The following is a 26,991-nucleotide window of genomic DNA, read 5'->3' as shown; positions in this document are numbered from 1 at the left end:
AATGTGCCACCGCATTCGCGAGCAAGCCCGCTCCCACAGGTTAGTGCTTGGTCAACCCTGGATGAACGCCAGCAGGTCCGCATTCAAGCGGTCCTTGTGGGTATCGGTCAGGCCATGCGGCGCGCCGGGGTAGATCAGCAACTGCGAGTTCTTGAGCAACTTGGCGGCGGCGATGCCCGCGGCTTCGATCGGGACCACCTGATCATCATCGCCATGGACCACCAGGGTCGGCACATCGATATTGCGCAGGTCTTCGGACAGATCCGTCTCCGAGAACGCCTTGATGCAGTCGTAGGTGTTCTTGTGCCCGGCGAGCATGCCCTGCATCCAGAACCAGTCGATCATGCCCTGGGAGACCTTGGCGCCCGGCCGGTTGGCACCGAAGAACGAACTGGCCACTTCTTTGTATAGCTGAGAACGGTCAGCCAGGGAGGCCTGGCGGAAACCGTCGAACACCTGTACGGGCAAGCCACCCGGGTTGGCCGGGGTTTTGAGCATCAACGGAGTCACCGCCGAAATCAGCCCGAGTTTGGCGACGCGGGCGGCACCATGACGACCCATGTAGCGGGCAACTTCGCCACCGCCGGTGGAAAAGCCCAGCAGCACCGCATTCTTGAGGTCCAGCCGCTCGATCAGCTCGGCCAGGTCATCGGCATAGGTGTCCATGTCGTTGCCGTCCCAAGGCTGGCTGGAGCGCCCGTGCCCGCGGCGGTCATGGGCGATCACGCGGTAACCGTTGGACGCCAGGAACATCATCTGCGCCTCCCAACTGTCCGAGTTCAACGGCCAGCCATGGCTGAAGACCACCGGTTGACCACTGCCCCAATCCTTGTAGTAAATCTCGGTGCCGTCGCGGGTGATGAAGGTGCTCATGACGTGACTCCTTGAGATGAGTGGATGGCTCAATGGTCCGGCCAGAGGGGGCATTGGTGTGAGTTAAACGTTGTTAATTTTTTTGGAACCGGCGTGTTAAGCCGCGATGAAGACTGCTTTTTGTGGCGAGGGGATTTATCCCCGCTGGACTGCAAAGCAGTCCAGAGACTGACACCTGGGTGTATCCGATTCATGGGGATCGGGCTTTTGGGGCCGCTTCGCGACCCAGCGGGGATAAATCCCCTCGCCACAAGGTTCAAGCAACCAGAGGGCTGTGTGTTTGCCAGTGAGAAGGCTCTTCACCGTTGCGCTTGAAACAAAACCTGAGGAACATGCTCGGGAAAAGCCGATGCACCGGGACCAGAACATTGAGAGCAACATGAGCCAGTACCTCAACCTGCCTGTCGAACAGACGCTGCATTTCGGCCCTTACCGCGTCCATCCTCGCCAGCGCCTGGTGCTGGAGGCCGGGCAGCCGTTGCGCCTGGGACGCCGGGCAGTGGAGATTCTGCTGGTGTTGCTCGAACACGCCGGACACGTGGTGAGCAAGCAGGAACTGATGGCCCGTGTCTGGCCCAAGAGCGTGGTGGAAGACACCAACCTGCGGGTGCACGTGGCGGCGCTGCGCAAGGCCCTGGGAGACGGCCAGCATGGGCAGCGCTACATCATCACTGTGGCGCAGCGCGGTTACAGTTTCGTCGCACCGGTGTCCCTGGAGCCGGTGGAGCAACTGGCGCGAATCCCTCACCCTTCCCTGGCCCACAACCTGCCGCCGCGCCGCACCCGGCTGATCGGACGCCAGGGCCTGGTGGAAAACCTGGTGGCCCAGCTGCCGCGAAAACGTTTCATCACCCTGGTGGGGACCGGCGGGATCGGCAAGACCACCGTCGCCTTACGTGTCGCTGAGCGGCTGATCGGTCACTACCGGGATGGCGCCTACCTGTTGGACCTGGCGTCGCTCAACGACCCGTGCACGATCGTCCCGAACCTGTGTGCGCTGCTGGACCTGCCACTGCATGAAGGCGACCCGCTGGACATCGTCACCCGGCGACTCAAGGAACAACACCTGCTGCTGGTGATCGATAATTGCGAGCACCTGATCGATGCCATCGCCCAGCTCAGTGAAACCCTGCTGCGCGGGGCGCCCCACTTGCATATCCTGGCCACCAGCCGCGAAAGCCTGCGGGCCGAAGGTGAGCACGTGCAGCATCTGGATTCCCTGGCGTTCCCACCTTGGGAGATGCCCATTGAGGGTTATCCGGCCCTGGAGTTTCCTGCGCTGCAACTGTTCGCCGAACGGGCAATGGCCAGTCATGACAGCTTCGAGCTGACGGATCAGGACATACCGCTGGTGGTCGACATCTGCCGGCGGCTGGACGGAATTCCCCTGGCCATCGAACTGGCCGCCGGTCAGATCGGGGTGTTCGGACTGGAGGAACTTCACCGGCAACTGCAAGGCAGCGTCGCCCTGCTCCACAACGACACCAACGCCGCCGCACCGCGCCAGCAAACCCTGCGTGCCACGCTGGACTGGAGTTTTGCGCTGCTCACCGCCTGCGAGCAGACCTGCCTGCGACGGCTGGCGGTGTTCATGGGCAGCTTCAATCTGGCATCGGCCGCAGCGGTGATCGTGGGTCAACATATCGCGCCGGACCAGGTGCTGATGTCGGTCAGCCAACTGGTCGCCAAATCGCTGCTCAACGTCGAGGTCGGCGATGAAGAGGTGCGTTATCGCCTGCTGGATACCACTCGCAGCTATGCCCTGGAAAAACTGGCTGAAGCCGGGGAACTGGCTGCCAGCCATCAGCGTCACGCCGAGCGCTGCCTGACACTGATGGAGCATGCCGAAAAAGACTGGGAAACGACTCCCACGCGGCAGTGGATCGCCCGCCACGCCCTCTATCGCGACGACATCCGTGCCGCGCTCGACCGGGGGCTGGGCCCGCAGGGATCGCATGCGGTAGCGATCCGCCTGACTGCCCGCACCCTGCCTCTCTGGCAGGAGTTGTCGCTGCTCAGGGAGCACGGGCTTTACGTGAGCAAGGCGCGGGCGTTATTGCGCCAAAGCCCCGTGCCGTGCCCACGACTGACCCTGGCCCTGGAACTGGCCCATGCCAGTTTCAATTACCATACTCAAGGCGGCACGCCTGCCACTGTCGAAGCCTTCATCACGGCCCGGGGCCTGGCGCAACAATGCCAGGACCTGGCCGGCGAGCTGCGCGCCGTGTCGGGGCTCATGACCGTCAACCTCAGCTGCGGCAACTACCAAGAGGCGCTGGAACAAAGCCTGGATTTCGACCGACTGGGCGTGCACGGCGACCCGACCCTGTCCTTGAGCACCCAACGCCTGCGGGTGCTGGCGCAGCATTTCACGGGTGACCAGACGGCCGCCCGGCGTGATGCCGAACAAGTGATCCAGCGCCTGGCCCAGAGCGGCCATCTCAGCCGTTTCTCCCATGGTTTCGGCGTGCAATACGATCAGAGCGTGGCGGCACTGACCGTTCTGGCGCGCATTCTCTGGCTGCAAGGCTTTGCCGAAAAAGCCCGGCGCACCGCCGACCTTGCGCTGCAGATTGCCTTGCAGATCAACCACGGCATCTCGATCTGCTACACCCTGGCGCTGAGCGGTTGTGTGATTGCGCACTACAACGGCGAGCATTCACGCGCCCGGGAAAGGCTCGAACTGTTGAAGCATCAGGCGAAAAAACATTCGGTCATGCTGTTCCATGACTGGGCCAGCCACTATGCCCGCGCTTTCGATGACGAAACCCTGGAAGCAAGTTCGACCAACGCCGGACTGATCCAGGACATCGTCGTCACCCTGCGCATCGATTGCGTCAGCCAGGCACAGGTCGAGCGCGCCCGCAACGGTGCGGCAGGCTGGTGTACGGCGGAGATCCTGCGGGCCGAGGCCGAAGCCCTGCTGGCGCAGAACGACCCCGCCTTTGAGCGCTGCGCCGAAGAGCAACTGCTGAGCGCCCTGGCGGTGGCCCGGCGGCAAAATGCCTTGGCCTGGGAATTGCGCAGCGCCATGTCCCTGGCCCGGCTGTGGCAACGCCGGGGCATGGACCATGCCGCCCAGGATCTGCTCAGGCCGGTCTATCGACGTTTCAGCGAAGGGTTCGACACTCCCGACCTACAGCAAGCTGGCGCGCTCCTGCAAAAACTGGCCCGACGGCTGGGGCCTTGAACGACGTACCTCCCAAGCTTCTTGCAGTGCATGGCGCCGGTTGAAAACAGCCCACTGACCACTGCGCCGCAATTTTTCCAGGGCGTAGGCGCGAGTGGTGTGGAGCAAGTGGAACCGAGCCCCGTCCACGCACTGCTCGACCATGACCAGCGATTGGTTCGCCAGCCGTGACAGCAGACCAGGCAGTTGCCCGGCCTCCAACTCGGCACAACTGATGACGGCCAGCGCCGCCTTGAGCGTAAACGGCCCATCGAATACGGCCAGGCGCTGGAACACGGCTTGCTCATCGTCACTCAAGCGCTCGAAGCTCCAGTCCAGCATGGCCTCCAGGCTTCGATGGCGCGCCACAGCCGTGCGGCGCCCATGGTTCAAGAGTGACAGCCCACAATCCAACTGTTCCAAAACCCCCGCCACGCCCAACACCCCCACCTGGGCCGCCGCCAGTTCCAGCGCCAGCGGTAACCCGTCCAGGCGTTGGCATATCTGGACAATCACCGCCAGCTCGCGGTCATTGGGCTCGAAACCCTGCTGCCGGGCAGCGACCTGATCGATCAACAACTGCACCGCCGGACACGCCAATATCTGGTGGGCCGGCTCACGGGACGAGGTCACTGTCAGCCCCGGCAGTTGTACGACGCGCTCATCGGTCAGATTCAAGGGCTCACGGCTGCTGAACAACAGCGAGACCTGCGGGGCCGATGCGCCCAACGCCCGGGCCAGGTCCCGGCAGGCGTCGAGCAGATGGTCGCCGCCATCGAGCACCAGCAACATCCGCCGCGATTTCAGTTGCTGGCTCAAGGTTCCGTGTCCCAGCCCCAGGGTGCGGGTAACCTGTGCCGTCACCTGCGACGGCTCGCTGATGACGGACAGGTCCACAAACCAGGCACCGTCGTCAAAGTATTCCAGCAACAGTTCGGCCGCCCGCAGCACCACAGTGGTCTTGCCGACCCCACCCGGTCCGGTCACGGTGGTCAGGCGCTGACGGGGAACCTCGCTGAGCAACCGTCCCAGCACTTTGTCGCGACCGATCACCGGGCTCAGGCGCGCGGGCAGGTTGTGGCGCTCGAGCGGCTGCTCGACGTCAGCATCCACGACCACGGGCGCGGCAAAGCAATAGCCCTGCCGGGGATGATTGAGGATGTAGCGCCCCTCCTGCGCCGCGTCACCGAAAGCCCGCCGTAGCGCCGCGATGTGCACCCGCAGGTTGATGTCTTCCACCACGCTGTCAGGCCAGACGCGCGCGATAAGCGCTTGCTTGCTCACGAAGTGACCGGCGTTCTCCAGCAACACTTGAAGAATGTCCAGGGCGCGCCCCCCCAATATCAGAGGCTCGCCTTCACGCGTGACCAGTCGCTGCTGGCGATAAAAGCTAAACGGGCCGAAGCACACCGCCGGCTCGGTGTCGGGTCTGGCGAAACTGTTCATGGGCGATCGAGCGCCGGATAACCATCGCGAGCATGACACTACGGCGATCCGAACGCGTCTGCCCTGGCTCCTGCGCATCCTTTCCAGAGGGTTCGCCGTTATCTTGGCAGCCATCGCCCAGAGGACAATGCTGGCACAGGGCGCATGACGGACATTGCGGTGCCCTGGACGGACACCGACGGCTCAACTGAACTGCTGGCGGTATTGCACGGGGGTCAGGCCAAGCTTTTCACTGAACAGCAAGCGCATGTGCCGCACACTGCCGAAGCCGCTGCGAAACGCCACGGTCTTGAGGGGCAAATCCGTGGATTCCAGCAACTGGCGGGCGCGATCGATGCGCGCGCCTTGCAGGAACTCCATGGGCGTCATCTTCACTTCGCGAACGAACATCCGAGCGAAATGGCGCGAACTCATGGCGGCGATCGCGGCCATGCGTTCGATGGTGAAGGGTTCCTCCAGGTGCTCCATCACATGATGCTGCACCCGGGTAATGGCAGACTCTTGAGCCGCCACCGCCGCCACCAGCGGGCTGAACTGCGCCTGGCCGCCCTGGCGCTTCATCACCACCAGCAACACTTTGGCCACATCCAGCGCGACTTTACGACCGTGGTCCTGAGCGACGATGGACAGCGCCAGGTCGATGCCGGCGGTCACACCGCCGGAGGTGATCAAGCGTCGATCCTGCAGGAAGATTTTGTCGGTCTCCACCCGTGCCTTGGGGAAACGCTGGATCAGGCGTTCGGTGTAGTGCCAGTGGGTGGTAACGCGATAGCCGTCAAGCAGCCCAGCCTCCCCTAACACAAATACGCCGGTGCAAATGGAGCCGTAGCGCGTGGCCCGTGGCGCTGCCGCGCGCAACCAAGTGTGCAATCCCGGATGCTGGTCGTTGTAGGCGCCCGGCCCACCCGGCACCAGCAACACGTCATAGGCCGCCCAAGCCTGGTCAATGTGGATATCGGCCTGTACCGCTACGCCGTTGGACGCTCGCAACGCGCCGCGTTCGGTTCCCAGGGTCAGCAATTGATAACGAAGATCGGGTTCAAGGTAACGATTGGCGATGGAAAACACTTCAAGAGGCCCGGCCATGTCGAGCAATAAAAAATCCGGAAACAACACCATTGCAACGGTTTTCATCGAAAATACGCCAAAATATCCAGAGGCCTTAGAAGCCACAAACCCACATTATGTCGAAGCCAGCCGCCTGCTGGTAGCAGCCTCTATTGTCCACTCATAACGGACAGTCTTTCGTTTTTAACCTGCTTATTGAACCAGTCAATAACCATTAACCTTCTTCTGAACCTGGCGAACGCCCACCGCCGCCGCCCATACCCATCAGGAGAGCTACCATGCTGACCCTTCGCAAAGCTTCAGACCGCGGCATCGCCCGCCACGGCTGGCTGACCTCGTTCCATACCTTTTCCTTTGCCAGCTACCGCAACGTCAACGAACAAGGCTTCTCCGACCTGCTGGTCATCAACGACGACCGGGTCGCAGCGGCCAAGGGTTTCGGCCAGCATCCGCATCGGGACATGGAGATTTTTTCCTATGTACTTGAAGGCGCGCTGGAGCATAAGGACACCCTGGGTACCGGCTCCGTCATTCGCCCCGGTGATGTACAACTGATGAGCGCTGGCAGCGGCGTGGCCCATAGCGAGTTCAACCACAGCGCCGAGGAGCTGGTGCACTTCCTGCAAATCTGGATCGTGCCCAACGTCAGTGGCGCCACACCGCGCTATCAACAGGAGCACTTCAGCGCCGAACAGAAACGCGGTCGCCTGCAATTGATCATTTCCCCGGACAGCGCCAACGGCTCGCTCCAGGTGCGCCAGGACGCACGGGTTTATGCCGGGCTGTTCGACGGCGAGGAAAACGCCACCCTGACATTGGCGCCTGATCGTTATGCCTACGTGCATGTGGCCCGTGGCAGCGTCGAGCTCAATGGGGTGCCGTTACAGGAAGGTGATGGCGTACGGGTGCGCGAGGAACAGGTGCTGACGTTGAGCAACGGTCAGGGAGCCGAGGTGCTGGTGTTTGATCTACGGCCACAGGAATTGCCGCAAATGCCCTGAGGGCAGGTCCTGTTCGCGATAGCGGTTGCCCATACAGCATTCTTGTTGAATGGAACACTTATATCGCGGGCAGGTTCTCCTCCCGCCGCTTCTCATTGCCCTGCGCCATGCCAACCTGAGCAATATAGGGCCGTAGACTCAGTTTGAGGTGTTTAATCAAATCATTGATGAGCTACATAACTGTGAAAACAAGTAGCGAGGCGCTCGCGACATGTCATTTGGCCATCTTTCACGCCTCTCAGGGGTATATATCGAAAGCATCTTTAGAAACTTAAGCTGCATGAGCTGAGTGAAACAAGCAATGCGAAGCGACAGCCCTTTCCGACGTGTGGTGCTCTGCTCTTATTAAAACTACAATATCTTCTTAACGTTACCGGCCATTGAAATGATTTCAATTAGCCATCAATTATCCTCACTCAGTTAGTCATGGAAGAAGTATGAAAACGGTTATGTCTCTCGTTGTGCTTTCCGTTGCCTGCTATGCAACAGCAGACGTTCAAAAAATTCAGTATGCCTACGACGATTCGAAGGCCGAATACTCCATCGTCTCGTTTACCGAGAGCGGTTCGACCCTCCAGGTCACCGTCCAAAGAGCGGGTCCCTACTTCACCAACTACACAAAACTGGCACTCGACTGCGCTAACCACAATGTTCGGCACATGGGCATGTACAACAGTCTCGAAAGGCTGGAAAAAGCTCAGTTCGACCCGATGCAGGAGCGCATCGTCGCAGGCTCGATCGCCGATGAAGTGCGCAAAGTACTTTGCCGCGGCACAAGCATGACTGCCTCACAGGCCGATGAAGTACCTGCCAAGGTAAAAGCTGACGATAAAATCTGATCCCAACGCCGCTAGCCTGCGGCGTTTGCCAACCCTCTACAGGGCAAAATCTCTGACATGATGTTCAGTGCGGGGATTGTTGATACTTTGCCATCATGATCCTGGCGAGAGAGCAAGCCCCTCCCACCTCCGAACGGGTCGCGTGCTATCACCGAACGCCCTGTTTTCGCTCAAACGTCGAACGATAACTGCCCGGCGGAACGCCGAAGAAATCCCGAAAACGACGCTGAAAGTGCGGCGAGCTGACAAAGCCTGTCGCCACGGCGATTTCGGTGACGGATCGATTGGTCTGCTGGATAAGTTGGCGCGCACGGGTCAGGCGCAGTTCCAGGTAATAACGCGTCGGCGTTGCGCCGAGGAAACTGCAGAAGCGCCGCTCCAACTGTCGCTTGGAGATTTTCACGCAGGCCGCCAGCTCATCGATGGTCAACGGCTCCTCGATGTTTTGCCACATCAGCTCCAACGCCAGCTTGAGACTTTCTGGCAGTGTCGGATCGGTTTCGACGAAGACCGGCGGCAGATCCGACGCGTCGCCCGACTCATCACAGCGCAGGATCTCCTCGATCGCCCCCACCAGCGCCTCGCCTCCCGTCTGGCGGATCAACTGAAGCATCATGCGCAGCGAGCTGTTGGCACCTGCGCAGCTGACCCGCTGCCGGTCAACCACATAAGCGCGGCTGGAAACTTTCACACGGGGAAAAACCTCCGCCATCATGGCGCGACTTTCCGGGTGAACAGCGCATTCGAAACCATCGAGCAAACTGGCATCGGCGACAAAAAAAACGCCGTTCCACAACCCGCCCAGTATTGCCCCGGACGCGGCGTTGGCGCGCAGCTTGCGTCGCAGCAGCGGCATACCCTGCAACTTCACGCGAAAGCCACCGGCGACGATCAGGACGTCCTGGTTCTCCGGCAACTGCGCCAACTCGATATCGGCAGAGATAACGATCCCCAGGTCACTGGTCACCTGACTCCCCGATGCCCCAACCGTCAGCACCTCATACAGTGGCCTGTCGCTCATCAGGTTGGCTGTCACCAGCGCATCCACCGCGCCGGTAAAGGACATCATCGAGAAATTGTCCATCAATACGAACGCGACACGAACCGGAGCCTGATCAGCATCTGAGGATCCGAGCGGCCGGTAAGCCATGTTTTTGTTTTTAAGTACGCTCTCGAATGCGCTGGGCATAGGGCCTCGTCAATACATGAAGGCATCAGGACTTGTATCACGCTCGCGCTTTAAGCAGCAGAGCAATTGGCACATCTTCCAGATTAACCACGCCGGCTGCAATCGACTCGCTACATCCCAGGCCCTTGAACTCCCTGACAGCCAGCGGCCTCAAGTCCATTCGACTTTGGTCGATATCGTGTAGGTACGCATGGGCGCTTCCCCCGTTCCAGAAACTCGCAACGCGCACCGCTACTGTTTCCTGTTTCCGCCGTTTCAACACCTATAAATATCCGCGGGAGAAGTCATGAATATCAAACAGAAGCTGACCTGGGCGTTCGCGGCCATCGCCTGCCTGCCGGTTATCCTGGTGGCGGTGCTTGTCGTGCTGAACCTGCGCAACGCCGCACAAAGCAACTTCCTGGACAGCAGCGGCCGTGAAATCCGCCAGATCGACAACGGCATGAAGCAGTTCTTCGATGGCATCAGCCAGAACGTCGAGTTCTTCGCCAAGGATCCACGGATTGTCGCGGCCAAGGATCTGAAAAATTATTCCGGTGCCGACGCTGCACAAATTCCGCTGCCTGAGAACAACAAGCAGCTGCTGGACATATTCGACCGATTCGCCCAAAGCCATCCGACCACCGCCTATCTTTCTCTGGGGCTGGCCGACGGTGGTTACGCCAGTTGGCCTGACGATCCCAAAATTTCCAATTACGACCCCCGCGTTCGTCCCTGGTACAAGGCCGCCATCGCGTCACCGGGCACCACAGTGCGTACAGACGCCTATTACTGGGCCCCGGACGATGTATCGCTGATCGGCATCGTCCACACGGTCTCCGACGCCGCCGGCAAGCTGGTGGGTGTGGTGGGCCTGGACGTTTCACTCAAGCAACTGACCGAACTGGTCAAGAACATCAAGCTGGGCGACAGCGGTTACCTGATGCTGGTCGAAGCCAATGGCAACGTCCTGGTCGACCCCAGCGACGCCAAGCACAACTTCAAGCCCATGGCAGAGCTTGGTCCCAACTATGCCGCACTGGCCAAAAGCGCTGATGGCGTAACTCAGATCGAGATCGAGGGCGTGCCCTACATGGCCAACGTCGTCAGCTCCAAAGGCTTGGGCTGGCGTTTCATCGGCCTGATCAAACGCGACGAAGTCATGGCCCAAGCCTCGAGCCTGACCTGGTTGATCGCCATCATCGCCGCCGTGCTGGCAGTGGTGTTCGCCATCGTCGGTGCCAGTTTCGCCAGCGTGATCGTGCGACCGATTCGCGGTGTTGCCAATGGCCTGCAGGAAATCGCCGAAGGTGAAGGCGACCTCACCCGCAAGCTCTCGGTGCAAGGCAAGGACGAAACCGCCACCCTGGCCAGTTGGTTCAACCAGTTCCTGGGCATGATCGCCCAACTGGTGCAGCGCATTGGCAGCGCCTCCTCCGACCTGCAAAGCGCCGCCGCCGATACCAGCGAAGTGGCGCAAAACATGAACGAAGCTGCCGGACGTCAACGTCAGGCCGTTGAACTGGTGAGTACCGCGTTCAACGAAATGGTCGCCACCGCCAACGAGGTCGCGCGCTCCTGCAGCCAGGCCGCCTCCAGCGCGGACGCGGGCTATCGCGACGTGCACGATGGTCAACAGCACATCGGCGAAGCCACGGGCAGCGTGCTGAAACTGAGCGAGGACCTGCAAAAGTCGACCCAGACCATGCAGGCGCTGGAGCAGGACAGCAAGAACATCAACACCATCCTCGACACCATTCGCTCCATTGCCGAACAGACCAACCTGCTGGCCCTCAACGCGGCCATCGAAGCGGCGCGGGCCGGCGATCAGGGTCGCGGATTTGCCGTGGTCGCGGACGAGGTGCGCGCCCTGGCCCGGCGTACCGCCGACTCCACCGGCGAGATCGACAGCCTGCTGGGCAACCTCGCCCGCCGGACCCAGGAAGTCACCCTGCAAATGCAGGGCAGTCTGCAGGGCTCCAAAACCAGCGTTGAACGCATTCAGCAAGCCCGCGACAGCTTCGACAAGATCCGTATCTCGGTGGACTCGATTCGCGACCAGAACACCCAGATCGCCACGGCGGCCGAGGAACAGCACCAGGTGGCCGAAGACATCAACCGGCACATCTCGCAAATCCATACCGATGCACAACTGGTGGAAGAATATGCCCACTCGGCGCAAACGGGCTCGGGCCGCTTGACGGATATTTCCGGGCAGCTCAAGGGCTTGGTAGGACGGTTCAAGTTCTAGTTGTAGAGCCTGAGACAGCCCCCCTAAATGTGGGAGCGAGCCTGCTCGCGATGGCGGTCGCTATCGCGAGCAGGCTCGCTCCCACACTTGCTGGGTCATCGAGTCATTGCTGCCCCGTTGTCACCGATGCGGTTTGCCCGCCAAACATAGCCTCAAAGCGCGGTTTGTTGGCAGCGTAGTATTCGGCGACCACCTTATCTGCCGAACTGTCCCGCGCCGCCGCCATCAATCGCTCAAGGTCAGCTTGAGGAATAGTGAAGTGAGCGAACTCGCTCACAGAGATCGCCTACGCTTGGGGCTATGGCAGCAGTTCCCACTTCAGCCGGCACTTCAAGTCGCCGTTCGGCATGTCGCCTCGACTGTTACGGGAAACCGCGAGCGACAGCCGGATGAAATCGACGGCGGCCTAAGTAAGCTTCTGCGCTCAAAACCTCCAGAAGAAAGGGGGAGTGAAACCGCTACTAACCAGGGCACCAAAGTTGACCGTTGGTCGAGAGCAAAATAGGGTCACAGGCCGTTCCCTACATCGTGACCTAGTATCAACCCAGGTTCGGCTGGACAACGCAGGAGATCGACATGTCCGCCTCCGAATCCAGCCTCCTCCAGAGCTGGCAGCACAACGCCCAATCCTGGATCGAAGCGATCCGCACCGGCACCCTCGAGAGCCGCATCAACGTCACCGACCAAGCCATCCTGTTGGCGGTACTGAGCCGTCAACCCGAGCGTGTGCTCGATCTGGGTTGCGGCGAGGGCTGGTTGTTACGGGCCTTGGCCGAACGGGGCATCGAAGCGGTCGGCGTGGACGGCGGTGCAACACTGGTCGAGGCCGCGCGGGCCGCGGGCTCTTCGCCGGTGCATCTGGCAAGCTACGAGTCGCTGGCGCAGGCCACGGTGGACATCGGCCGCAATTACGACCTGATCTGCGCCAACTTCGCCCTGCTGCACCAGGACATCATCCCGCTGCTCACCGCCATGAACGCCCTGCTCGCCCCCGGCGGCACGCTAGTGATCCAGACACTGCATCCGTGGGCCGCAGCAGCGGGCAACTATCAGGACGGTTGGCGAGAAGAAACCTTCGCCGGCTTCCGGGGGCAATGGCAGCCCATGCCCTGGTACTTTCGCACCTTGTCCAGTTGGCTCAAAGCACTGGATATGGCCGGCTATCGACTGGCCGGTCTGCAGGAGCCGCAGCACCCACAAAGCTCGGCGCCGCAGTCGTTGCTACTGGTGGCCGAGCCGCAAGGTTGAACGCCACGGCGAACATGCTCTTCAGGGGCGCTTAATGCCTCTGAACGTCGGCTCAGTTCCAGCCACCCCCCATCACCTTGTACAACGTCACGCGATTGCTCTGTTCGGCCAGGCGCAGGGTGATCAGGTCTTGCTGGGCGCTGTACAGCGAGCGCTGGGCGTCCAGGGCTTCGAGGTAGCTTTGCGAACCACCACGGTATAAGGCGTCGGAAAGCTCGAAGCTCGTGCGACTGGCATCAGTCAATGCTTGCTGCGCGGCGAGGCGGCGATCCAGCGTGCTGCGTTCTGCCAACGCATCGGCCACTTCCTTGAAGGCGCTTTGCACTGTTTGCTGATAAGTCTGTACCTGTATTTCGCGCTCGACCTTGGCCGCGTCCAGTGTCGCGCGGTTGCTGCCACCGTCGAAGATCGGCAGGCTGACGCTCGGAGCAAACGACCAGGCGCCACTGCCGGACTTGAACAGGCCGGACAACGCCGAGCTTGAAGAACCGGCACTGGCCGTCAGGCTGATGCTCGGAAAGAACGCCGCGCGGGCCGCGCCGATGTCGATATTGGCCGACTTGAGGGTGTGTTCGGCGGCCAATACATCCGGGCGCCGTTGCAACAGGCTGGACGGCAGCTCGGCCGGCACTTGCACCAGCGCCGCCGCCGACTCCAGGTTCGCACCGGGCAGCAGTTCCTCGGGAACATCACTGCCCACCAGCAGGCGCAGGGCATTGCGATCCTGGAGGAGCTGGCTTTCATACGCCGCCGCGTCAGCCCGGGCTGACTCCACGGTGGTTTGCGCCTGGGCCACGGACAAACCGGAGGATCCGCCCAGTGCGTGGCTGCGACGGGTCAACTCATAGGTCGCCTGCTGGCTGCGCAAGGTCTCTTGGGCCAGTTGCAAACGCTCGTTGTCCGCCGCCAGGGTCAACCAGGCCGTGGCCACTTCGGCCACCAGGCTGATCTGCGTGCTGCGCCGGGTTTCGGTCAGGGCCAGATAGTCTTCCAGAGCCTCGTCCTGAAGGTTTTGCATGCGTCCGAATACGTCCAGCTCATAGCTGCTCAGCCCCAGTTGCGCGCTGTAGTCATGGCTGGTGGTCGCCGAGCCGCTGTTGGACAACGAGCCAGGCGTACGACTGTGGGTGCCGCTGACGCTGGCATTGATCGACGGCAAAGACTCGGCGCGCTGGATACGGTATTGGGCCTGGGCCTTTTCGACATTCAAGGCGGCCAGGCGCAGGTCGCGGTTGTTGGTCAGGGCCAGTGCTTGCAAGCGCGCCAGACGGCTGTCGGTGAAAAAGTGTTGCCATTGGATCTCGGCGGCGACCTCCCCCTTGGGCGTACCGACGGTGGGCAACCATAGCTCGGAGACCGGCGCCTCGGGGCGTTCATACTGCGGTGCCAGATTGATGCAGCCACTGAGCAGTGTGAGTAAGGCCAGCAAGGGCCAGCGGAACTTGATCATGCGTCACCTGCCTGAGTGGTTGGAACCGAACTCGAAACCGTGGACACGCGGGAAAACCGTCGGCGAATCTGCACGAAGAACAATGGGACGAAGAAGATCCCCAACACCGTGGCGGTGAACATGCCGCCCAGCACGCCGGTACCGATTGCCTGGCGTCCGGCGGAACCTGCACCGCTGCTCAGGGCCAGGGGCAATACGCCGAACATGAAGGCCAGGGAGGTCATGAGAATCGGCCGCAGGCGTTGGCGCACGGCAATTAGCGTCGCGTCCCGCAAGCTGTTGCCCTGCTCTTGCAGATGCTTGGCGAACTCGACGATCAGAATCGCGTTTTTAGCCGCCAACCCCACCGTGGTCAGCAGCCCTACCTGGAAGTACACGTCGTTGCTCAAACCACTGACACGGGTGGCCAGCACCGCACCCACCACCCCCAACGGCACCACCAGCATCACTGAGAAAGGCACCGACCAACTCTCATAGAGCGCAGCGAGGCAGAGAAATACGAACAGCACCGATATCGCGTACAGCAGGGGTGCCTGCGAACCGGACAGGCGCAACTGATAGGACTGCCCGGTCCACTCGTAGCCGATGCCCTCCGGCAATTGCTTGATGATCGCCTCCACCGCATCCATCGCATCCCCGGTACTGACCCCAGGCGCCGGATCGCCCACCACTTCCAGCGAAGCGTTGCCGTTGTAACGCTCCAACAACGGTGAGCCGTAGCTCCACGAACTGCTGGCAAACGAGGAAAAAGGCACCATCTCGTCGTTGCTGTTGCGCACGAACCAATGTTCCAGGTCGGCCGCCTGCATCCGCGATGCAGCCTCGCCCTGAACGTAAACCTTCTTTACCCGGCCCTGATTGAGGAAATCATTGATATAGGTGCCCCCCAACGCCGTGGACAAGGTGGTGTTGATGTCACTGGTGCTCAAGCTCAAGGCCCCGGCCTTGCGATCATCGATGCTGACCTTGAGTTGCGGGGCGTCGTCCAGGCCATTGCTGCGCACGCCCAGCAAGCGTGCGTCTTTGTTCGCCAGTTCGATGAATTGCTCCCGCGCGGCGACCAGAGCGTCATGCCCCAGGCCACCGAGATCCTTGAGTTGCAGGTCGAAGCCGGACGTCTGTCCCAGGCCTCGCACGGCGGGCGGTTGCATGACGAACACATTGGCATCACCAATGCTCGACAGCGCCATGGTCGCGCGCTGGGCGATGGACGCCGCATCCTGCCCTGCCCCTGTGCGCTCGCTCCAGTCCTTGAGCCGGATAAAGGCTCGGGCGGTATTCTGGCTGTTGCCGCCCATGCCCAGGCCGGTGATGCTGATCAGCGCCTCGACTTCCGGTTGTTCGAGCAGATAGCTTTCGAACTGCTTGATCACCGCCTGGGTACGGCTGTCCGTGGCGCCCACCGGCAATTGCACCTGAGCCATGAGAATGCCCTGGTCTTCATCAGGCAGGAATGAAGTGGGCAGGCTCAGATAACCGACCGTCATTACCAGCACCACCAGCCCATACACCAGCCAACTGATGCGACCCCGCTGCAAAATAGCGCCCACCCGACCTTTATAGGCCTCGGCAGCGCGCTCGAACATGCGGTTGAACCAGCCGAAAAATCCGCCTTGAGCGCCATGCCCCTTGCCATCGGACGGCTTGAGCAGGGTCGCGCACAACGCCGGCGTCAAGGTCATCGCCACCAGCACCGAGAGCACCATGGCCGAGACAATGGTGACCGAAAACTGCCGGTAGATGATCCCGGTGGAACCGCCGAAAAACGCCATGGGAATGAATACCGCACTGAGGACCAGGGTGATGCCGACCAGGGCGCTGGTGATTTCATCCATCGACTGGCGCGTGGCGTCCAGGGCCGATAGCCCGCGCTCGGCCATTACTCGCTCGACGTTCTCTACCACCACAATCGCATCGTCCACCAACAGGCCGATGGCCAGGACCATGGCGAACATGGTCAGGGTGTTGATTGAATAGCCGAACAGCGCCAGCACACCGAACGTACCCAGCAGCACCACCGGCACGGTGATCGCCGGGATCAGTGTGGCCCGCAGGTTCTGCAAGAAGAGGAACATGATCAGCACCACCAGAACGATGGCCTCGCCCAAGGACTTGACCACCTCTTCGATGGACAGGCTGACAAAGGGCGTCGTGTCGTAGGCAATCACGTTCTTGAGTTGCATTGGCGTGGGGTAGAACGGTTCCAGCTCCTTGAGCTTGGCCTTCACCGCTTCCCCCACGGTCAGGGCATTGGCCCCAGCGGCCAGTTGTACGCCCATGGCGGCAGCGGGTTTGCCGTTCAGGGCCGAATTCACGTCGTAGCTTTCACTGCCCAATTCAACCCGTGCTACATCCCCGAGCAATACCACGGCACCGTCGCTGGTGGACTTGACCACGACATTGCGAAACTGCTCGACGGTTTGCAGCTTGCTGCGGGCGCTGATCGTGGCATTCAACTGCTGGCCCTTCACCGCTGGCAAGGCGCCGAGCTGACCGGCGGAGACTTCAGTGTTCTGCGCCTCCAGGGCAGAGCTGATGTCCGACGGCATCAGCGCGTATTTTTGCAACAGGGCAGGATCCAGCCAGATGCGCATGGCATAACCCGAGCCCAATGTCTGCACATCGCCGACACCGTCAATACGGCTGATGGAATCGAGCAAGGTGCTGGAAATGTAATCGCCGATCTGGGTGCCGGTCACGCTCGGGTCGTCGGAGGCCAGAGCGACAATCATCAGGAAATCCGAGCCGCCTTTGGTCACGGTCAGACCTTCGCTTTGCACCGACTGCGGCAGCCTCGACTCGGCCTGTTGCAGTTTGTTCTGCACTTGCATCTGCGCCACGTCCGGGTTCGTGCCGGCGGTAAACGTCAGGCTGATGCTGGCACTGCCGTCCGAACTGCTGGAGGCCGACATGTAGGTCAGGTTATCCAGGCCTTTCATCTGCTGCTCGATGACCTGGGTCACCGAGTCTTCCACGGTCTTGGCCGAGGCGCCGGTGTAGGTGGCGGAGATACGCACTGTCGGTGGTGCGATGTCCGGGTACTGCTCCAGGGGCAACTGACTGATGGACAAAGCGCCAGCGAGCATGATGACGATGGCAATGACCCAGGCAAAAATCGGCCGGTCGATGAAAAAACGCACCATGCTCAGCCCTCCTGCGCAATGGCGACGGGTGCCGATTTCAGCGTGCGACTGCGCGTGCCAGGGTTCTGCGCCACGACGGCTTCACCGACCCGGACTTTCTGCCCGCCCTCGACAATCAACTGGTCACCGGCATTGAGGCCGGTCTTGACCCACCACTGGTTGCCCACGGCGCGGTCGATGGTCAAGACGCGCTGTTCGACCTTGCCATTGACCACCAGCAAGACCGTGGTCACCCCGCTGGCACTGCGGGTTACTGCCTGTTGCGGAATCAAAATCGCCTGATCGTCGCGAGCCTGCTCCAGCACCGCCCGCACGTACATGCCCGGCAGCAACAACCGGTCCGGATTAGCAATTTTCGCCCGTAACGTCACCGTCCCAGTGCCTTCGTTCACACTCACGCCGCTGAACTTCAAGCGACCTTCATGGGCATAGGTGCTGCCGTCATCGAGCTTGAGGCTGATTCGCGCCTCGCCTTCGCCATTGCTTTGCAGCACACCGCTGGCCAGGTCGCGCTTGAGGCGCAACAACTCGGTGGTCGATTGGGTGACGTCAACGTAGATCGGGTCCAGTTGCTGCACCGTGGTCAATGCGCTCTCCTGATTGGCAACCACCAGCGCGCCCGGGGTGACCGTCGAGGTTTCGATGCGCCCGCTGACGGGAGAACTGATGCGGGTGTACGCCAGGTTGATGCGCGCCGTCTCCACCCCGGCCTGGGCCACCTGCCGCTCGGCTTCGGCGGTCAGCAGGCTGGCCTGAGCGTCCTCGTTGTCTTGCTGGCTGATGGCATCGATCTTCGCCAACTGAGCGTTACGCTTGGCCGTGGCCTGGGCTGACTTCAAGGTGGCACGGGCCTTGGCGAGATTGGCCTGTGCCTCCGCCAATGCGGCCTTGTAAGAGGAGGCATCCAGTTGGTACAGCGCTTGTCCGGCCTTGACCTCGGCCCCTTCGACAAACAGTCGCTGCTGAACGATACCGCCCACCTGCGGACGGATCTCGGCGACCATGAACGCCTGGGTGCGCCCGGCCAGTTCCGTAGTCAGCGCCTGGCTTTTCGGCTGCACAGTCAGCACCGACACCTTGGGCGGTTCGACTACCGGTGCCGATTCGCCGGAGCAACCGCCTAACAGGAACAGAACGATCAGGAACACCAGCACGACGCTGGTCACCAGGGATTTGGCGAATAATTTGGTCGACATAAATGCCTCTGCAAGACGGTTGGTTCAAGCCAGGCGCCATACTGCGAGGCAAATGTGCAGGAAAATTGAAGATTGCCCGGCGCCCTTGAATCTTCTTCGCACCAGGGCCTAAATGGACGGGCCCTTCACCGACCTGCCCGAGCCCATGAAACTGAGCATCTCCACCAAGCTGTTTATCGCAGTACTGGCCAGCGTACTGTTCGTCATCCTGAGCATGGGGGTGGCCAACGGCTGGAGCTTCGGCAAGGGTTTTCTCGACTACCTCAACGAGCAGGCCCTGTTGCGCATGTCGCCAGTGCTGCCGCGTCTGGCCAACGCCTACGAGCGCGAGGGCGATTGGGAATTTTTGCGCAACCAGCCGGATCGCTGGTTCGAACTGCTGCGCCCCGAACCCGGGGAAAACGACAGCGACCCGCAACGCCCCCCCATGCCCATGTCCGACCTGACCGGTGCAGTGTTTCGCATCGCCCTGCTGGACGTGCAAAAGCAATGGGTCATGGGCTACTCGGCAATTGCCGACGACGCCTTGATGCGCCCAGTCAAGGTCGCGGGCAAAACCGTTGGCTGGCTGGCGGTGACGCCGTTTCAGAACGTGACCGAAGCCGGGGGCGAACGCTTCCGTCAGTACCTGATACGCACCAGTCTGGCCATGGGGGTGTTCTCTTTGCTGTTGGCGATGCTAATCGCCTGGTGGATCGCCCGCACCCTGCTTGAACCGGTCAAACGCGTGGCCGCCGCTACGCATCGCCTGGCCGCCGGTGAATACAGCAACCGAGTCTCGGTGTCTTCCAATGACGAAGTCGGTCAGTTGGCCCGGGACTTCAATCAGTTGGCGTATACCCTGGAGCGCAATGAAAAAATGCGTCGGGAGTTCATGGCCGACGTCTCCCATGAACTGCGACCCCCCCTGTCGGTACTGCGCGGGGAACTGGAAGCCATCAAGGACGGCGTGCGCACACTTGATCAGTCTTCGATGAAATCGCTGCAAGGCGAAGTCGGCATGCTCAGCAAACTGGTGGATGATCTGTATGAACTGTCCCTGGCCGATGTGGGCGCGTTGACATACCGCAAGAGCGAATGCGATCTCAACGAGCTGCTGGACGGTTGCGCAGCCATGTTCCAGGAACGCTGTAGTGCCCGGGATTTGCGCCTGGAGCTGGAGCTGCCGATCACGCCGTTGCGTTTGGAGGCCGACCCCAAGCGTCTGCAGCAGTTGTTCAGCAACCTGCTGGAAAATGCCGTGCGTTACACCGATGAGGGCGGTGTACTGCGCATTCGAGCTGCCGGCGATGGCGACGCCGTACGCGTCGACTTCCTGGATTCCGGTCCAGGGGTCGACGCCGATCAGTTGCCACGGCTGTTCGAGCGGTTCTACCGCGGCGAAACTTCACGCAATCGCGCCAGTGGTGGCGCCGGCCTGGGGCTGGCCATCTGTCACAGCATCGCCCTAGCCCACGGCGGCAGCCTCAGTGCCGAACACTCGCCCCTGGGCGGTCTTTGGCTGACCCTGCGCCTGCCAAGGAACGCCTGAACCATGGTCAACGACAGCCCGATCCTCATCGTCGAAGACGAACCCAAACTGGCCGCGTTGATGCGCGACTACCTGATCGCCGCCGGCTATGCGACCCAGTGCCTGGACAATGGGCTTGAGGTAGTGCCGGTGGTACGTGTCAACGAGCCACGACTGATCCTGCTTGATTTGATGCTGCCAGGGCGCGACGGTTTGCAAGTGTGCAAGGAACTGCGCAGCTTCAGTGCCGTGCCGATCATCATGATCACCGCCCGCGTCGAGGAGGTGGACCGTTTGCTCGGGCTGGACCTGGGGGCCGATGACTACATCTGCAAACCCTTCAGCCCCCGCGAAGTGGTGGCCAGGGTCAAGGCCATCCTGCGGCGCAGCCCGCAACTTCTAACCGCTGCGCCGCCGCGCCTGCTGATTGACGAAGAACAGTACTTGGCGTCCCTCGACGGCAATGCGCTGGACCTGACGCCCCTGGAGCTACGTCTGCTCAGCACCCTCGCCCGCGCGCCGGGGCGGGTATTTTCCCGTGATCAGTTGCTGGACAGGATCTACTCCGATCACCGGGTGGTCACCGATCGCACCGTCGACAGCCACATCCGCAATCTGCGACGCAAACTCGAACAGGCATGCCCAGGTGAACAGCCGATCGAATCGTTGTATGGGGTGGGTTATCGGTTTCAGCTTGCCGACGCCTGAGGGTCAGTTTGCAGGGATGTTGGCTGTGCCGACGTCATCGCGAGCAGGCTCGCGATGGCGGTTGCGCGCCATAGATGCTGGACGCCCCATAACCGCCGACCCGGTCCGCCCCGCGAAACACGCCGCTGATCAATAAACCTCAACAACACAAAAGAACTGCCGATACCCAGGGTAAGACCCCAGTGGCTGGGTTTCAGGATTGAACGGCGGACCAGGTAATGACAGAGATTTATCTGCTGATAGCACACGGCACGGATCAGGGCGAAGCGTACGTCCTGGGTTGGTTCGATGACAGGACCAAAGCCAGGGAAGTGGCCGAGCAGAAAGAATGGGAAGCTTACCGCGCGAGCCTGAAGGCAGAGCATCCATGGTCAACCCACAAACCCTTGGCCCCGGACCAGACCGACTATCGGCGCTACTGGATCAAGACCGTTTCGAAGTTTGATCAGGTGCCTGTTCCGAGGTCTTGGGCGGTTCATTGATCACCGCCGGGTGAAATTCAACGAAACGAGCGTTGTCGAGGGTGGTCTAGAAAATTAAGCCCATCCGATGAGAGCATCATTATGTTGAAATTTCTTGGCGGCACCGTAGGTATCATTTTCATAATCGGCCTGATCGTGGTCATCGCCCTGTTCAAGCTGGTCTTCTGACGGCGACAGTGTTGACCACACAGCCGGGAACGCCGTTTCTCAAAGCGTGAAAAAGCCCAATCTTTTCAGATTGGGCTGAGCCGCTCCGGTCAGTCGCTAACGGGCAGATGAACAATAGCTCTTTGCCACTTATTTCAACCGCCCCGCTTTCAATCGGGGGGTGTATTCACTACATTGAGTGTAACTCTGCTCTGTTGACACGGACTGTCATGACTACCCTATCCTCGATCACCTCCACCATTCCCCTCCAGACTCGCTCCGCTGTCGCGGCATTGCCTGCAACAGCGATAGACAGTGCTGAAGCCTTCCCGGCTAGACCATCGGCAATTGTCAGCCTGGGCAGCCCGGTGGTCAGTGTCGAATCACAAACCTATTCCCGCCTCGGGCAACTGCCGGGCCAGGAAATTGTTCGTGTTTGGGAAAAGGAAGCTAAGGACGCGGTCACTAACATCATGGGAACCAACCCCAGATCGCTGTCGATAGCCAACCGTTTTGACCGCCTGGGCGCAGCCTTGTTGGAGCAGTTCGCCAAGAATGGTTCGAGCATTTCCCAGTCAGTGTTCCATACCACCACGGACAGGGCTCACAACGTCGCCGAGATAAAATCCGAACAGACGCTGCTGCACAATAAAGCCGACAACCTGATCAGTCTCAGCATCAAGACCGCCAGCGGCAAGACGGTTACCTTCAGCCTGACAAGCCAGGACGATGGTCTGGGCGTCCAGGCTCTGGTGGAGAGTGGCCCGCTGAGCGAGGATGAACTCAAGGCGATTGGCGCTCTGAGCAGCGCCTTTCAGGCGGCTGTCGACGGGTTGACCGCCGAGCCCCCCAAGCTCGACCTGGGCAAGCTGACGCAGTTTGACTCCAGCGTCTTGGCATCCATTGACCTGAACGCCAAGCTGAAGGGAGTGGACGGTGAGGATCTGACCCTGGCCTTTAGCGCCGACAACCAACGCCGCACCACGCAAATGAGCGGTCCGGATGGCAAACTGAACCTGACCGTGGACCTGAAGAACGGCGCAATCCTGGGCGATGCCAAACAACAGGCCAACGCATTGAACAGCTACCTTGCCCAGCTTGATCGGGTACAGGAGCGTGGCAACGCCAAGGCGGCCCTGATGGAGATGTTCAAGGATGCGTTCAGCGCCATGAACAGCCACTACCCACAGGGCGCTACCCTACCTGAGCGATTGACCCGTAATGCGGCGGACAAGGGCCTATTGACCGGACTGGCAGACTTCGAGGCATCCATCACTCAGACGAACAAGGCGTCCAACCCGATGCACCTGACTGAACTCGATAGCTTTGCCTATACCCTCTCGCAGAAGACGGTCGTCGCAGGTTCCATCATGCGTGACCGCAAGATCGATCAAGTCCAGCAATCGAGTCTATCGGCCAACTACCACAAAAGCCTGAAGGGCGGGAAAGCACCTGCGCTGGGCAAAGATAACGAGTCGCAGAACTATCTCTACGTACAAGTGAATGACAGGGCCAGCAGCTCGGCCAGCCTCGCCTATAAAGATGGCCGACTGAGCAAAGCCTCCGTCACGCAACAGGCCAGCCAGGACACACGGACACAGAAGTACGTCATGGGTAAACTGATTGAAGAGACCGTGGTGCCGAAACAAGCTTCAGCCAGCCGCAGTCACTTGGTATTGCTGGAGTACGCCGCCAAGGAGAGCAAGAAATCCAAGGATGCGCAGGAGCAATCCTTACTGAAGGAAGCGCTCGATACCCTCCACCGTTCGGTGATGCTGCAGGAAAACCCTTCGGCGCTGATGCGTTGAACGCAATGCTGCTTACTTGGTCGGCAGACGTTTCAAGGCGAAACCCGAGCTTTCTTAAAAATCATTGAGCATAAAAAATCCAGTCACGGTTAAATGACTGGATTTTTGATTATAGGGTCGGGACGGAGTGATTCGAACACTCGCCCCCTAGCACCCCATGCAGTAATTCAATGAACATCTATGGTTTTCACTGCACTTCTATATGTCGGTACCGTTATACGCGACGAGGGCAGCCTCTCGGGCAGGGTTTCACTCCGCAAAAAAGGTCGCCATCCCCTTCTACTTCCAGTTCCGCTGGGAGGGTATTTACACTCGCTTTTCCTGGGGCACCTGGCCAAACAAGTCGTTGACCGAAATCCGCAAGGAGCGCAACGAAGCGCGAGACCTTGTAGCGAAAGGGATCAATCCTAATGAAAACAAACGTGCCGCGAAGGTAAGGCAAAAAGCGGAACTAGCGGTACAACTTGCAGAGGCCGATCAGCAAAAATCTGAGAAGCTGACGCTATGGGATCTGGCGGAAGAATGGCTCCGCGACGGTGTCGCTCGCAAGGACGGTAACGCAGAGCTACGGAGAAAGTTTGCGAAAGATTTTTACCCCACTTTCGGCTCTAAAGTCATCAGCTCAAACAGTGAACATGACCTGCGAAACGTAGTGCGTGCAGTAATGGCTCGCGGCGCTACTCGTCAAGCCATCAGTCTTTTTTCGGATCTCGCTCAAATGTTCAGGTGGGCACAAAAACGCCAGCCATGGCGAACGCTACTGATTAACGGAAACCCAGCAGACTTGGTCGAAATCAACAAACTTGTTCCGAGTGACTACCAGGAGGAGCGGACTCGGATCCTTTCCTCTAGGGAACTTCAAGAACTACACCACCGTTTTCAAAAAATGACTACGGATTACGCAGCGTTACCTGCCTTCAGCGTACAATCACCAATCTGCCATTTAGGCTCTCCGTTCGCCGTAACCTGCCTTCAAAACAAAACCACTTCCCTGATCGGTCGAGATTTAAAGTTTTGATCTCGCTCACTTGTCAGCATCGACGCCTGGCCGTCAATGCCGAACACCGAACTGGCCAGGTACTGAGCTTGAATGGCAGATAAGCCTGAGCAATTTTTGCTGACGAGATCGTTAGTCGTCACTTCGTCTCACGCGCCGCCTCGCTGACGCTCTCTTCCTGTTCGTGCTGAGGATTGTGCATGAGATACCCCTGATATCTACCAAGGGAAAACTTAGACGGTATCGACCCTACCTGAACTGAAATATCCAATCTGAGGAGTTTCATAAGGCCACTGCAAGCTCTGGATACCGGGAGTAGCCGCGTATCAAATTAGCCCCCTTCTCTGCAATCAGTACGACACTCAGTGAGACCCTCCCGCGCACTGCCCCCCCTGGCGCAACGATGGGACACACATGCGGATACGTCAGCCCAACGTGCCAGTCACCCGGCTAGTCACGGTTGATGGCATTGATGATGCGTGATGCGAACCGGGTCATCCGCTCGTTACATCACGCAGTCATGCCGGCAAAGAATCGCGAGGCATTTTCATCCAGCGTGGCGATGTCATAGCCGCCCTCCTGCACCACCACACAAGGAATCCCCAGCGCCTTAATCCGTTGCCCCAGTAAACGGAAGCCCTCATGGCTGACAGATACTTTGGACTGAGGATCGTTTTCGTAAATATCGAAGCCCAGCGAGAGTACCAACACATCTGGCCCGAACGTGCGCAATGCAGAGGCGGCCTGATCCATACAGCTGAAAAAATCGGCCTCGCTTGCGCCGTGGGGCATCGGTAAGTTCAGGTTGAAGCCCTCACCGGCACCCGTTCCGGTTTCATCCTCAAAACCGGCGACCACCGGGTAGAAGTTGGTCGGATCACCATGGATCGACACATACAGCACGTCATCCCTATCGTAGAAAATTTCCTGTATGCCCTGGCCGTGGTGCATGTCGGTGTCGAGGACAGCGACTTTGGAGAACCTGCCCCTCAGTACCTGAGCGGCGATTGCAGCGTTGTTGAGAAAGCAGAAGCCGCCTGCCGCCTCGCCACGGGCGTGGTGCCCCGGAGGACGGCAAAGTGCGTAGGCGGACGGGTCTCCGTCGATAACCGCGTGGGCGGCAGCCACTGCACTCTGTGCCGACCAATAGGCGGACTGCCAGGTGTGCTCGCCGATCGGGCAGCTGCCATCAGCCAGGTAGCGGGCAGTCTTGCCCAGAATCCCGCGCAGAGGGTTGCCTTCGCGGATATAGATATTGGACATGACTTCATCCCCCCAGTCTTCCGGCACTTCGTGCCACTGCTGGTAAGCGCTGCTCAGGTAGTCCAGATAGGCCGCGCTGTGTACGGCGGCCAACGGCGCCTGACCATAGTCATGAGGTACCAACAGCGGGTACCCCAGTTTTTCGGCCATCGCCAGCAGCGGGTCAATACGTGCGGGCAATTCCTGTGGCTGACGCATCTGGCCGCGCGACAGGTAGGTACGCGGATGGTGAAGGCGCTGCGCCGGGTGGAAAAATGTTTTCATTGTGGACCTCTCTCAAAACGCATGCGGTCAATAACCCAGTTCAGGATTGACCCGATTGTTCAGTGCAAGCCCTTGGGCCAATCGCTGCACGTTGTCGGCGACTTGCCGGGCGATACACAGGTCGGACGCGGCAGACGCCATGTGCGGCGTCACCCAGACCCCCGGCGTGCGCCACAACAACGAGTCGGCGGGCAAAGGCTCCTGCTCGAAGACATCCAGTAAGGCTCCGCGCAGTTGCCTGCTCGCCAGTGCCTGCTGCAGGTCATTGAGGTTGAGATGCTGGCCACGGCCGCAGTTGATCAATGCGCTACCTTTGGCCATGCACTGGAAGACCTCATCGCACAACACCCCATGGGTCGAGGGGGTAAGTGGCAGCAGGTTGATCAGCACATCCAGTGCGTCGAGAAACTCACGCCGCGAATCCGGACCGCTGAAGGTCGTCACGCCGTCGATCTCACGCGGCGTGCGGGCCCAGCCGCGCACGTGGTAACCCGCCACAGCCAGTCGCACCGACACCGGGGTGCCAATCGCGCCCAGCCCCATCACACCAACCTTGAAGTCTTCAGCCTTTCGCTGCGCCGGGCGCTGCCAGTGCTGCGCAAGATTGCCGACGATCACCTGATCGAAGCCTCGATGAAAGTGCAGTACGCCCCAGTGCACGTATTCGCTCATGCCCAGACTGTGATCAGGGTCGACCACGCGGCAGATCGGCACCGCCGCATCGCGAGAGTCGTCCTGGGCCAAATGGTCAATACCCGAGCCGATCGAATGCACCAGGCGCAGGCGCGGCAAGCGCCCCAGGCTGCCGGGCGGTGGAAACCAGCACACCGCGACCTCGGCGAACGGGGCCTGCGCATCGTCTGGCCGCAGTACATTCAAGTGTGGCGCATGGTCGGCGAAAAGCGTGGCCAGCCAATCGGTCAGCGCAGGGTCCTGGCAGAGCAAAACGATGCAGGCCAT

Annotated in this window: 19 protein-coding genes and 3 pseudogenes; 12 read left to right on the top strand and 10 right to left on the bottom strand. The window is 60.4% G+C overall.

Annotated features, from left to right (window positions below; genetic code table 11):
• Positions 1-51: 51 nt before the first annotated feature.
• Entirely contained in the window at positions 52-873 is an 822-nt protein-coding gene (locus BM132_RS10450; protein WP_092455111.1) for an alpha/beta fold hydrolase, read from the bottom strand.
• 379 nt (positions 874-1,252) lie between these two features.
• Between BM132_RS10450 and BM132_RS10445 the strand changes: the two genes are divergently transcribed.
• A complete protein-coding gene (locus BM132_RS10445; protein WP_092455590.1) occupies positions 1,253-4,063 on the top strand; it encodes an ATP-binding protein in 2,811 nt (936 codons plus the stop codon).
• Here BM132_RS10445 and BM132_RS10440 read toward each other — a convergent pair.
• Both BM132_RS10440 and BM132_RS10435 read right to left on the bottom strand, forming a co-directional pair.
• Positions 4,010-5,488: an ATP-binding protein gene (locus BM132_RS10440; RefSeq protein WP_092455109.1), complete on the bottom strand. Its 1,479-nt coding sequence runs from the start codon at positions 5,486-5,488 to the stop codon at positions 4,010-4,012. The two genes, BM132_RS10445 and BM132_RS10440, sit on opposite strands and share 54 nt — an antisense overlap.
• A 183-nt stretch (positions 5,489-5,671) precedes the next feature.
• A complete protein-coding gene (locus BM132_RS10435; RefSeq protein WP_092399232.1) occupies positions 5,672-6,622 on the bottom strand; it encodes a GlxA family transcriptional regulator in 951 nt (316 codons plus the stop codon).
• Between the two features lie 212 nt (positions 6,623-6,834).
• Between BM132_RS10435 and BM132_RS10430 the strand changes: the two genes are divergently transcribed.
• The gene (locus tag BM132_RS10430; protein WP_092455107.1) at positions 6,835-7,557 is read left to right on the top strand and encodes a pirin family protein; all 723 of its coding nucleotides are present in this window, start codon (positions 6,835-6,837) and stop codon (positions 7,555-7,557) included.
• Positions 7,558-7,994: 437 nt separating this feature from the next.
• The gene (locus BM132_RS10425; RefSeq protein ID WP_092399236.1) at positions 7,995-8,396 is read left to right on the top strand and encodes a hypothetical protein; all 402 of its coding nucleotides are present in this window, start codon (positions 7,995-7,997) and stop codon (positions 8,394-8,396) included.
• Positions 8,397-8,544: 148 nt separating this feature from the next.
• Here BM132_RS10425 and BM132_RS10420 read toward each other — a convergent pair whose 3' ends face one another.
• Entirely contained in the window at positions 8,545-9,585 is a 1,041-nt protein-coding gene (locus BM132_RS10420; RefSeq protein WP_092455106.1) for a GlxA family transcriptional regulator, read from the bottom strand.
• Positions 9,586-9,871: 286 nt separating this feature from the next.
• Here BM132_RS10420 and BM132_RS28930 point away from each other — a divergent pair.
• Together BM132_RS28930 and BM132_RS28925 are read left to right on the top strand one after the other, a co-directional pair.
• Positions 9,872-10,954, top strand: a pseudogene (locus tag BM132_RS28930) (cache domain-containing protein); the annotation flags it as partial.
• 6 nt (positions 10,955-10,960) lie between these two features.
• Positions 10,961-11,815 carry a methyl-accepting chemotaxis protein gene (locus tag BM132_RS28925; RefSeq protein ID WP_371264120.1) on the top strand — a complete coding sequence of 285 codons (855 nt, stop codon included), beginning with the start codon at positions 10,961-10,963 and terminating at the stop codon, positions 11,813-11,815.
• Positions 11,816-11,918: 103 nt separating this feature from the next.
• Here the strand turns inward: BM132_RS28925 and BM132_RS10405 are convergent.
• Positions 11,919-12,083, bottom strand: a pseudogene (locus BM132_RS10405) (glycine/betaine ABC transporter substrate-binding protein); the annotation flags it as partial.
• 1 nt (position 12,084) lies between these two features.
• On the opposite strand from BM132_RS10405, the pseudogene BM132_RS10400 reads away from it, so the two are divergent.
• Positions 12,085-12,225: pseudogene (locus BM132_RS10400) on the top strand (helix-turn-helix domain-containing protein); the annotation flags it as partial.
• 166 nt (positions 12,226-12,391) lie between these two features.
• Entirely contained in the window at positions 12,392-13,063 is a 672-nt protein-coding gene (locus BM132_RS10395) for a class I SAM-dependent methyltransferase (protein ID WP_092399242.1), read from the top strand.
• A gap of 52 nt (positions 13,064-13,115) precedes the next feature.
• On the opposite strand, the gene BM132_RS10390 is transcribed toward BM132_RS10395, so the two are convergent.
• Genes BM132_RS10390 through BM132_RS10380 form a run of 3 tightly spaced genes read right to left on the bottom strand, consistent with a single transcriptional unit; the run spans position 13,116 to position 18,852 of the window.
• A complete protein-coding gene (locus tag BM132_RS10390; RefSeq protein ID WP_177218172.1) occupies positions 13,116-14,513 on the bottom strand; it encodes an efflux transporter outer membrane subunit in 1,398 nt (465 codons plus the stop codon).
• A complete protein-coding gene (locus tag BM132_RS10385) occupies positions 14,510-17,656 on the bottom strand; it encodes an efflux RND transporter permease subunit (protein ID WP_092455101.1) in 3,147 nt (1,048 codons plus the stop codon). The genes BM132_RS10390 and BM132_RS10385 overlap by 4 nt, the downstream gene beginning before the upstream one ends.
• Before the next feature lie 2 nt (positions 17,657-17,658).
• Entirely contained in the window at positions 17,659-18,852 is a 1,194-nt protein-coding gene (locus BM132_RS10380; RefSeq protein WP_092399246.1) for an efflux RND transporter periplasmic adaptor subunit, read from the bottom strand.
• Positions 18,853-18,964: 112 nt separating this feature from the next.
• Here BM132_RS10380 and baeS point away from each other — a divergent pair, with 112 nt between their 5' ends.
• The 5 genes from baeS to BM132_RS10355 all read left to right on the top strand — a co-directional run bounded on the left by baeS (position 18,965) and on the right by BM132_RS10355 (position 24,525).
• The gene (gene baeS, locus BM132_RS10375; RefSeq protein WP_092455100.1) at positions 18,965-20,383 is read left to right on the top strand and encodes a sensor histidine kinase efflux regulator BaeS; all 1,419 of its coding nucleotides are present in this window, start codon (positions 18,965-18,967) and stop codon (positions 20,381-20,383) included.
• 3 nt (positions 20,384-20,386) lie between these two features.
• A complete protein-coding gene (locus tag BM132_RS10370; protein ID WP_092399250.1) occupies positions 20,387-21,070 on the top strand; it encodes a response regulator in 684 nt (227 codons plus the stop codon).
• 218 nt (positions 21,071-21,288) lie between these two features.
• Positions 21,289-21,552: a hypothetical protein gene (locus BM132_RS10365; RefSeq protein ID WP_047229356.1), complete on the top strand. Its 264-nt coding sequence runs from the start codon at positions 21,289-21,291 to the stop codon at positions 21,550-21,552.
• 377 nt (positions 21,553-21,929) lie between these two features.
• Positions 21,930-23,507 carry a lactate dehydrogenase gene (locus tag BM132_RS10360; protein ID WP_256244249.1) on the top strand — a complete coding sequence of 526 codons (1,578 nt, stop codon included), beginning with the start codon at positions 21,930-21,932 and terminating at the stop codon, positions 23,505-23,507.
• A gap of 202 nt (positions 23,508-23,709) precedes the next feature.
• Positions 23,710-24,525, top strand: a complete 816-nt coding sequence (locus BM132_RS10355) for an integrase arm-type DNA-binding domain-containing protein (protein ID WP_092399256.1) — start codon at positions 23,710-23,712, stop codon at positions 24,523-24,525.
• Positions 24,526-25,014: 489 nt separating this feature from the next.
• On the opposite strand, the gene BM132_RS10350 is transcribed toward BM132_RS10355, so the two are convergent.
• Together BM132_RS10350 and BM132_RS10345 are read right to left on the bottom strand one after the other, a co-directional pair.
• A complete protein-coding gene (locus BM132_RS10350) occupies positions 25,015-26,031 on the bottom strand; it encodes a histone deacetylase family protein (RefSeq protein ID WP_092399258.1) in 1,017 nt (338 codons plus the stop codon).
• A gap of 27 nt (positions 26,032-26,058) precedes the next feature.
• Positions 26,059-26,991 carry a 2-hydroxyacid dehydrogenase gene (locus BM132_RS10345; RefSeq protein ID WP_092399260.1) on the bottom strand — a complete coding sequence of 311 codons (933 nt, stop codon included), beginning with the start codon at positions 26,989-26,991 and terminating at the stop codon, positions 26,059-26,061.

Origin of the sequence: Pseudomonas sp. NFACC45, from assembly GCF_900113505.1 — a bacterium.
GTDB classification, from domain to species: Bacteria; Pseudomonadota; Gammaproteobacteria; order Pseudomonadales; family Pseudomonadaceae; genus Aquipseudomonas; species Aquipseudomonas tehranensis.
The sequence above is the reverse complement of the archived record's forward strand: the minus strand, read 5'-3'. Positions and strand labels throughout refer to the sequence as shown.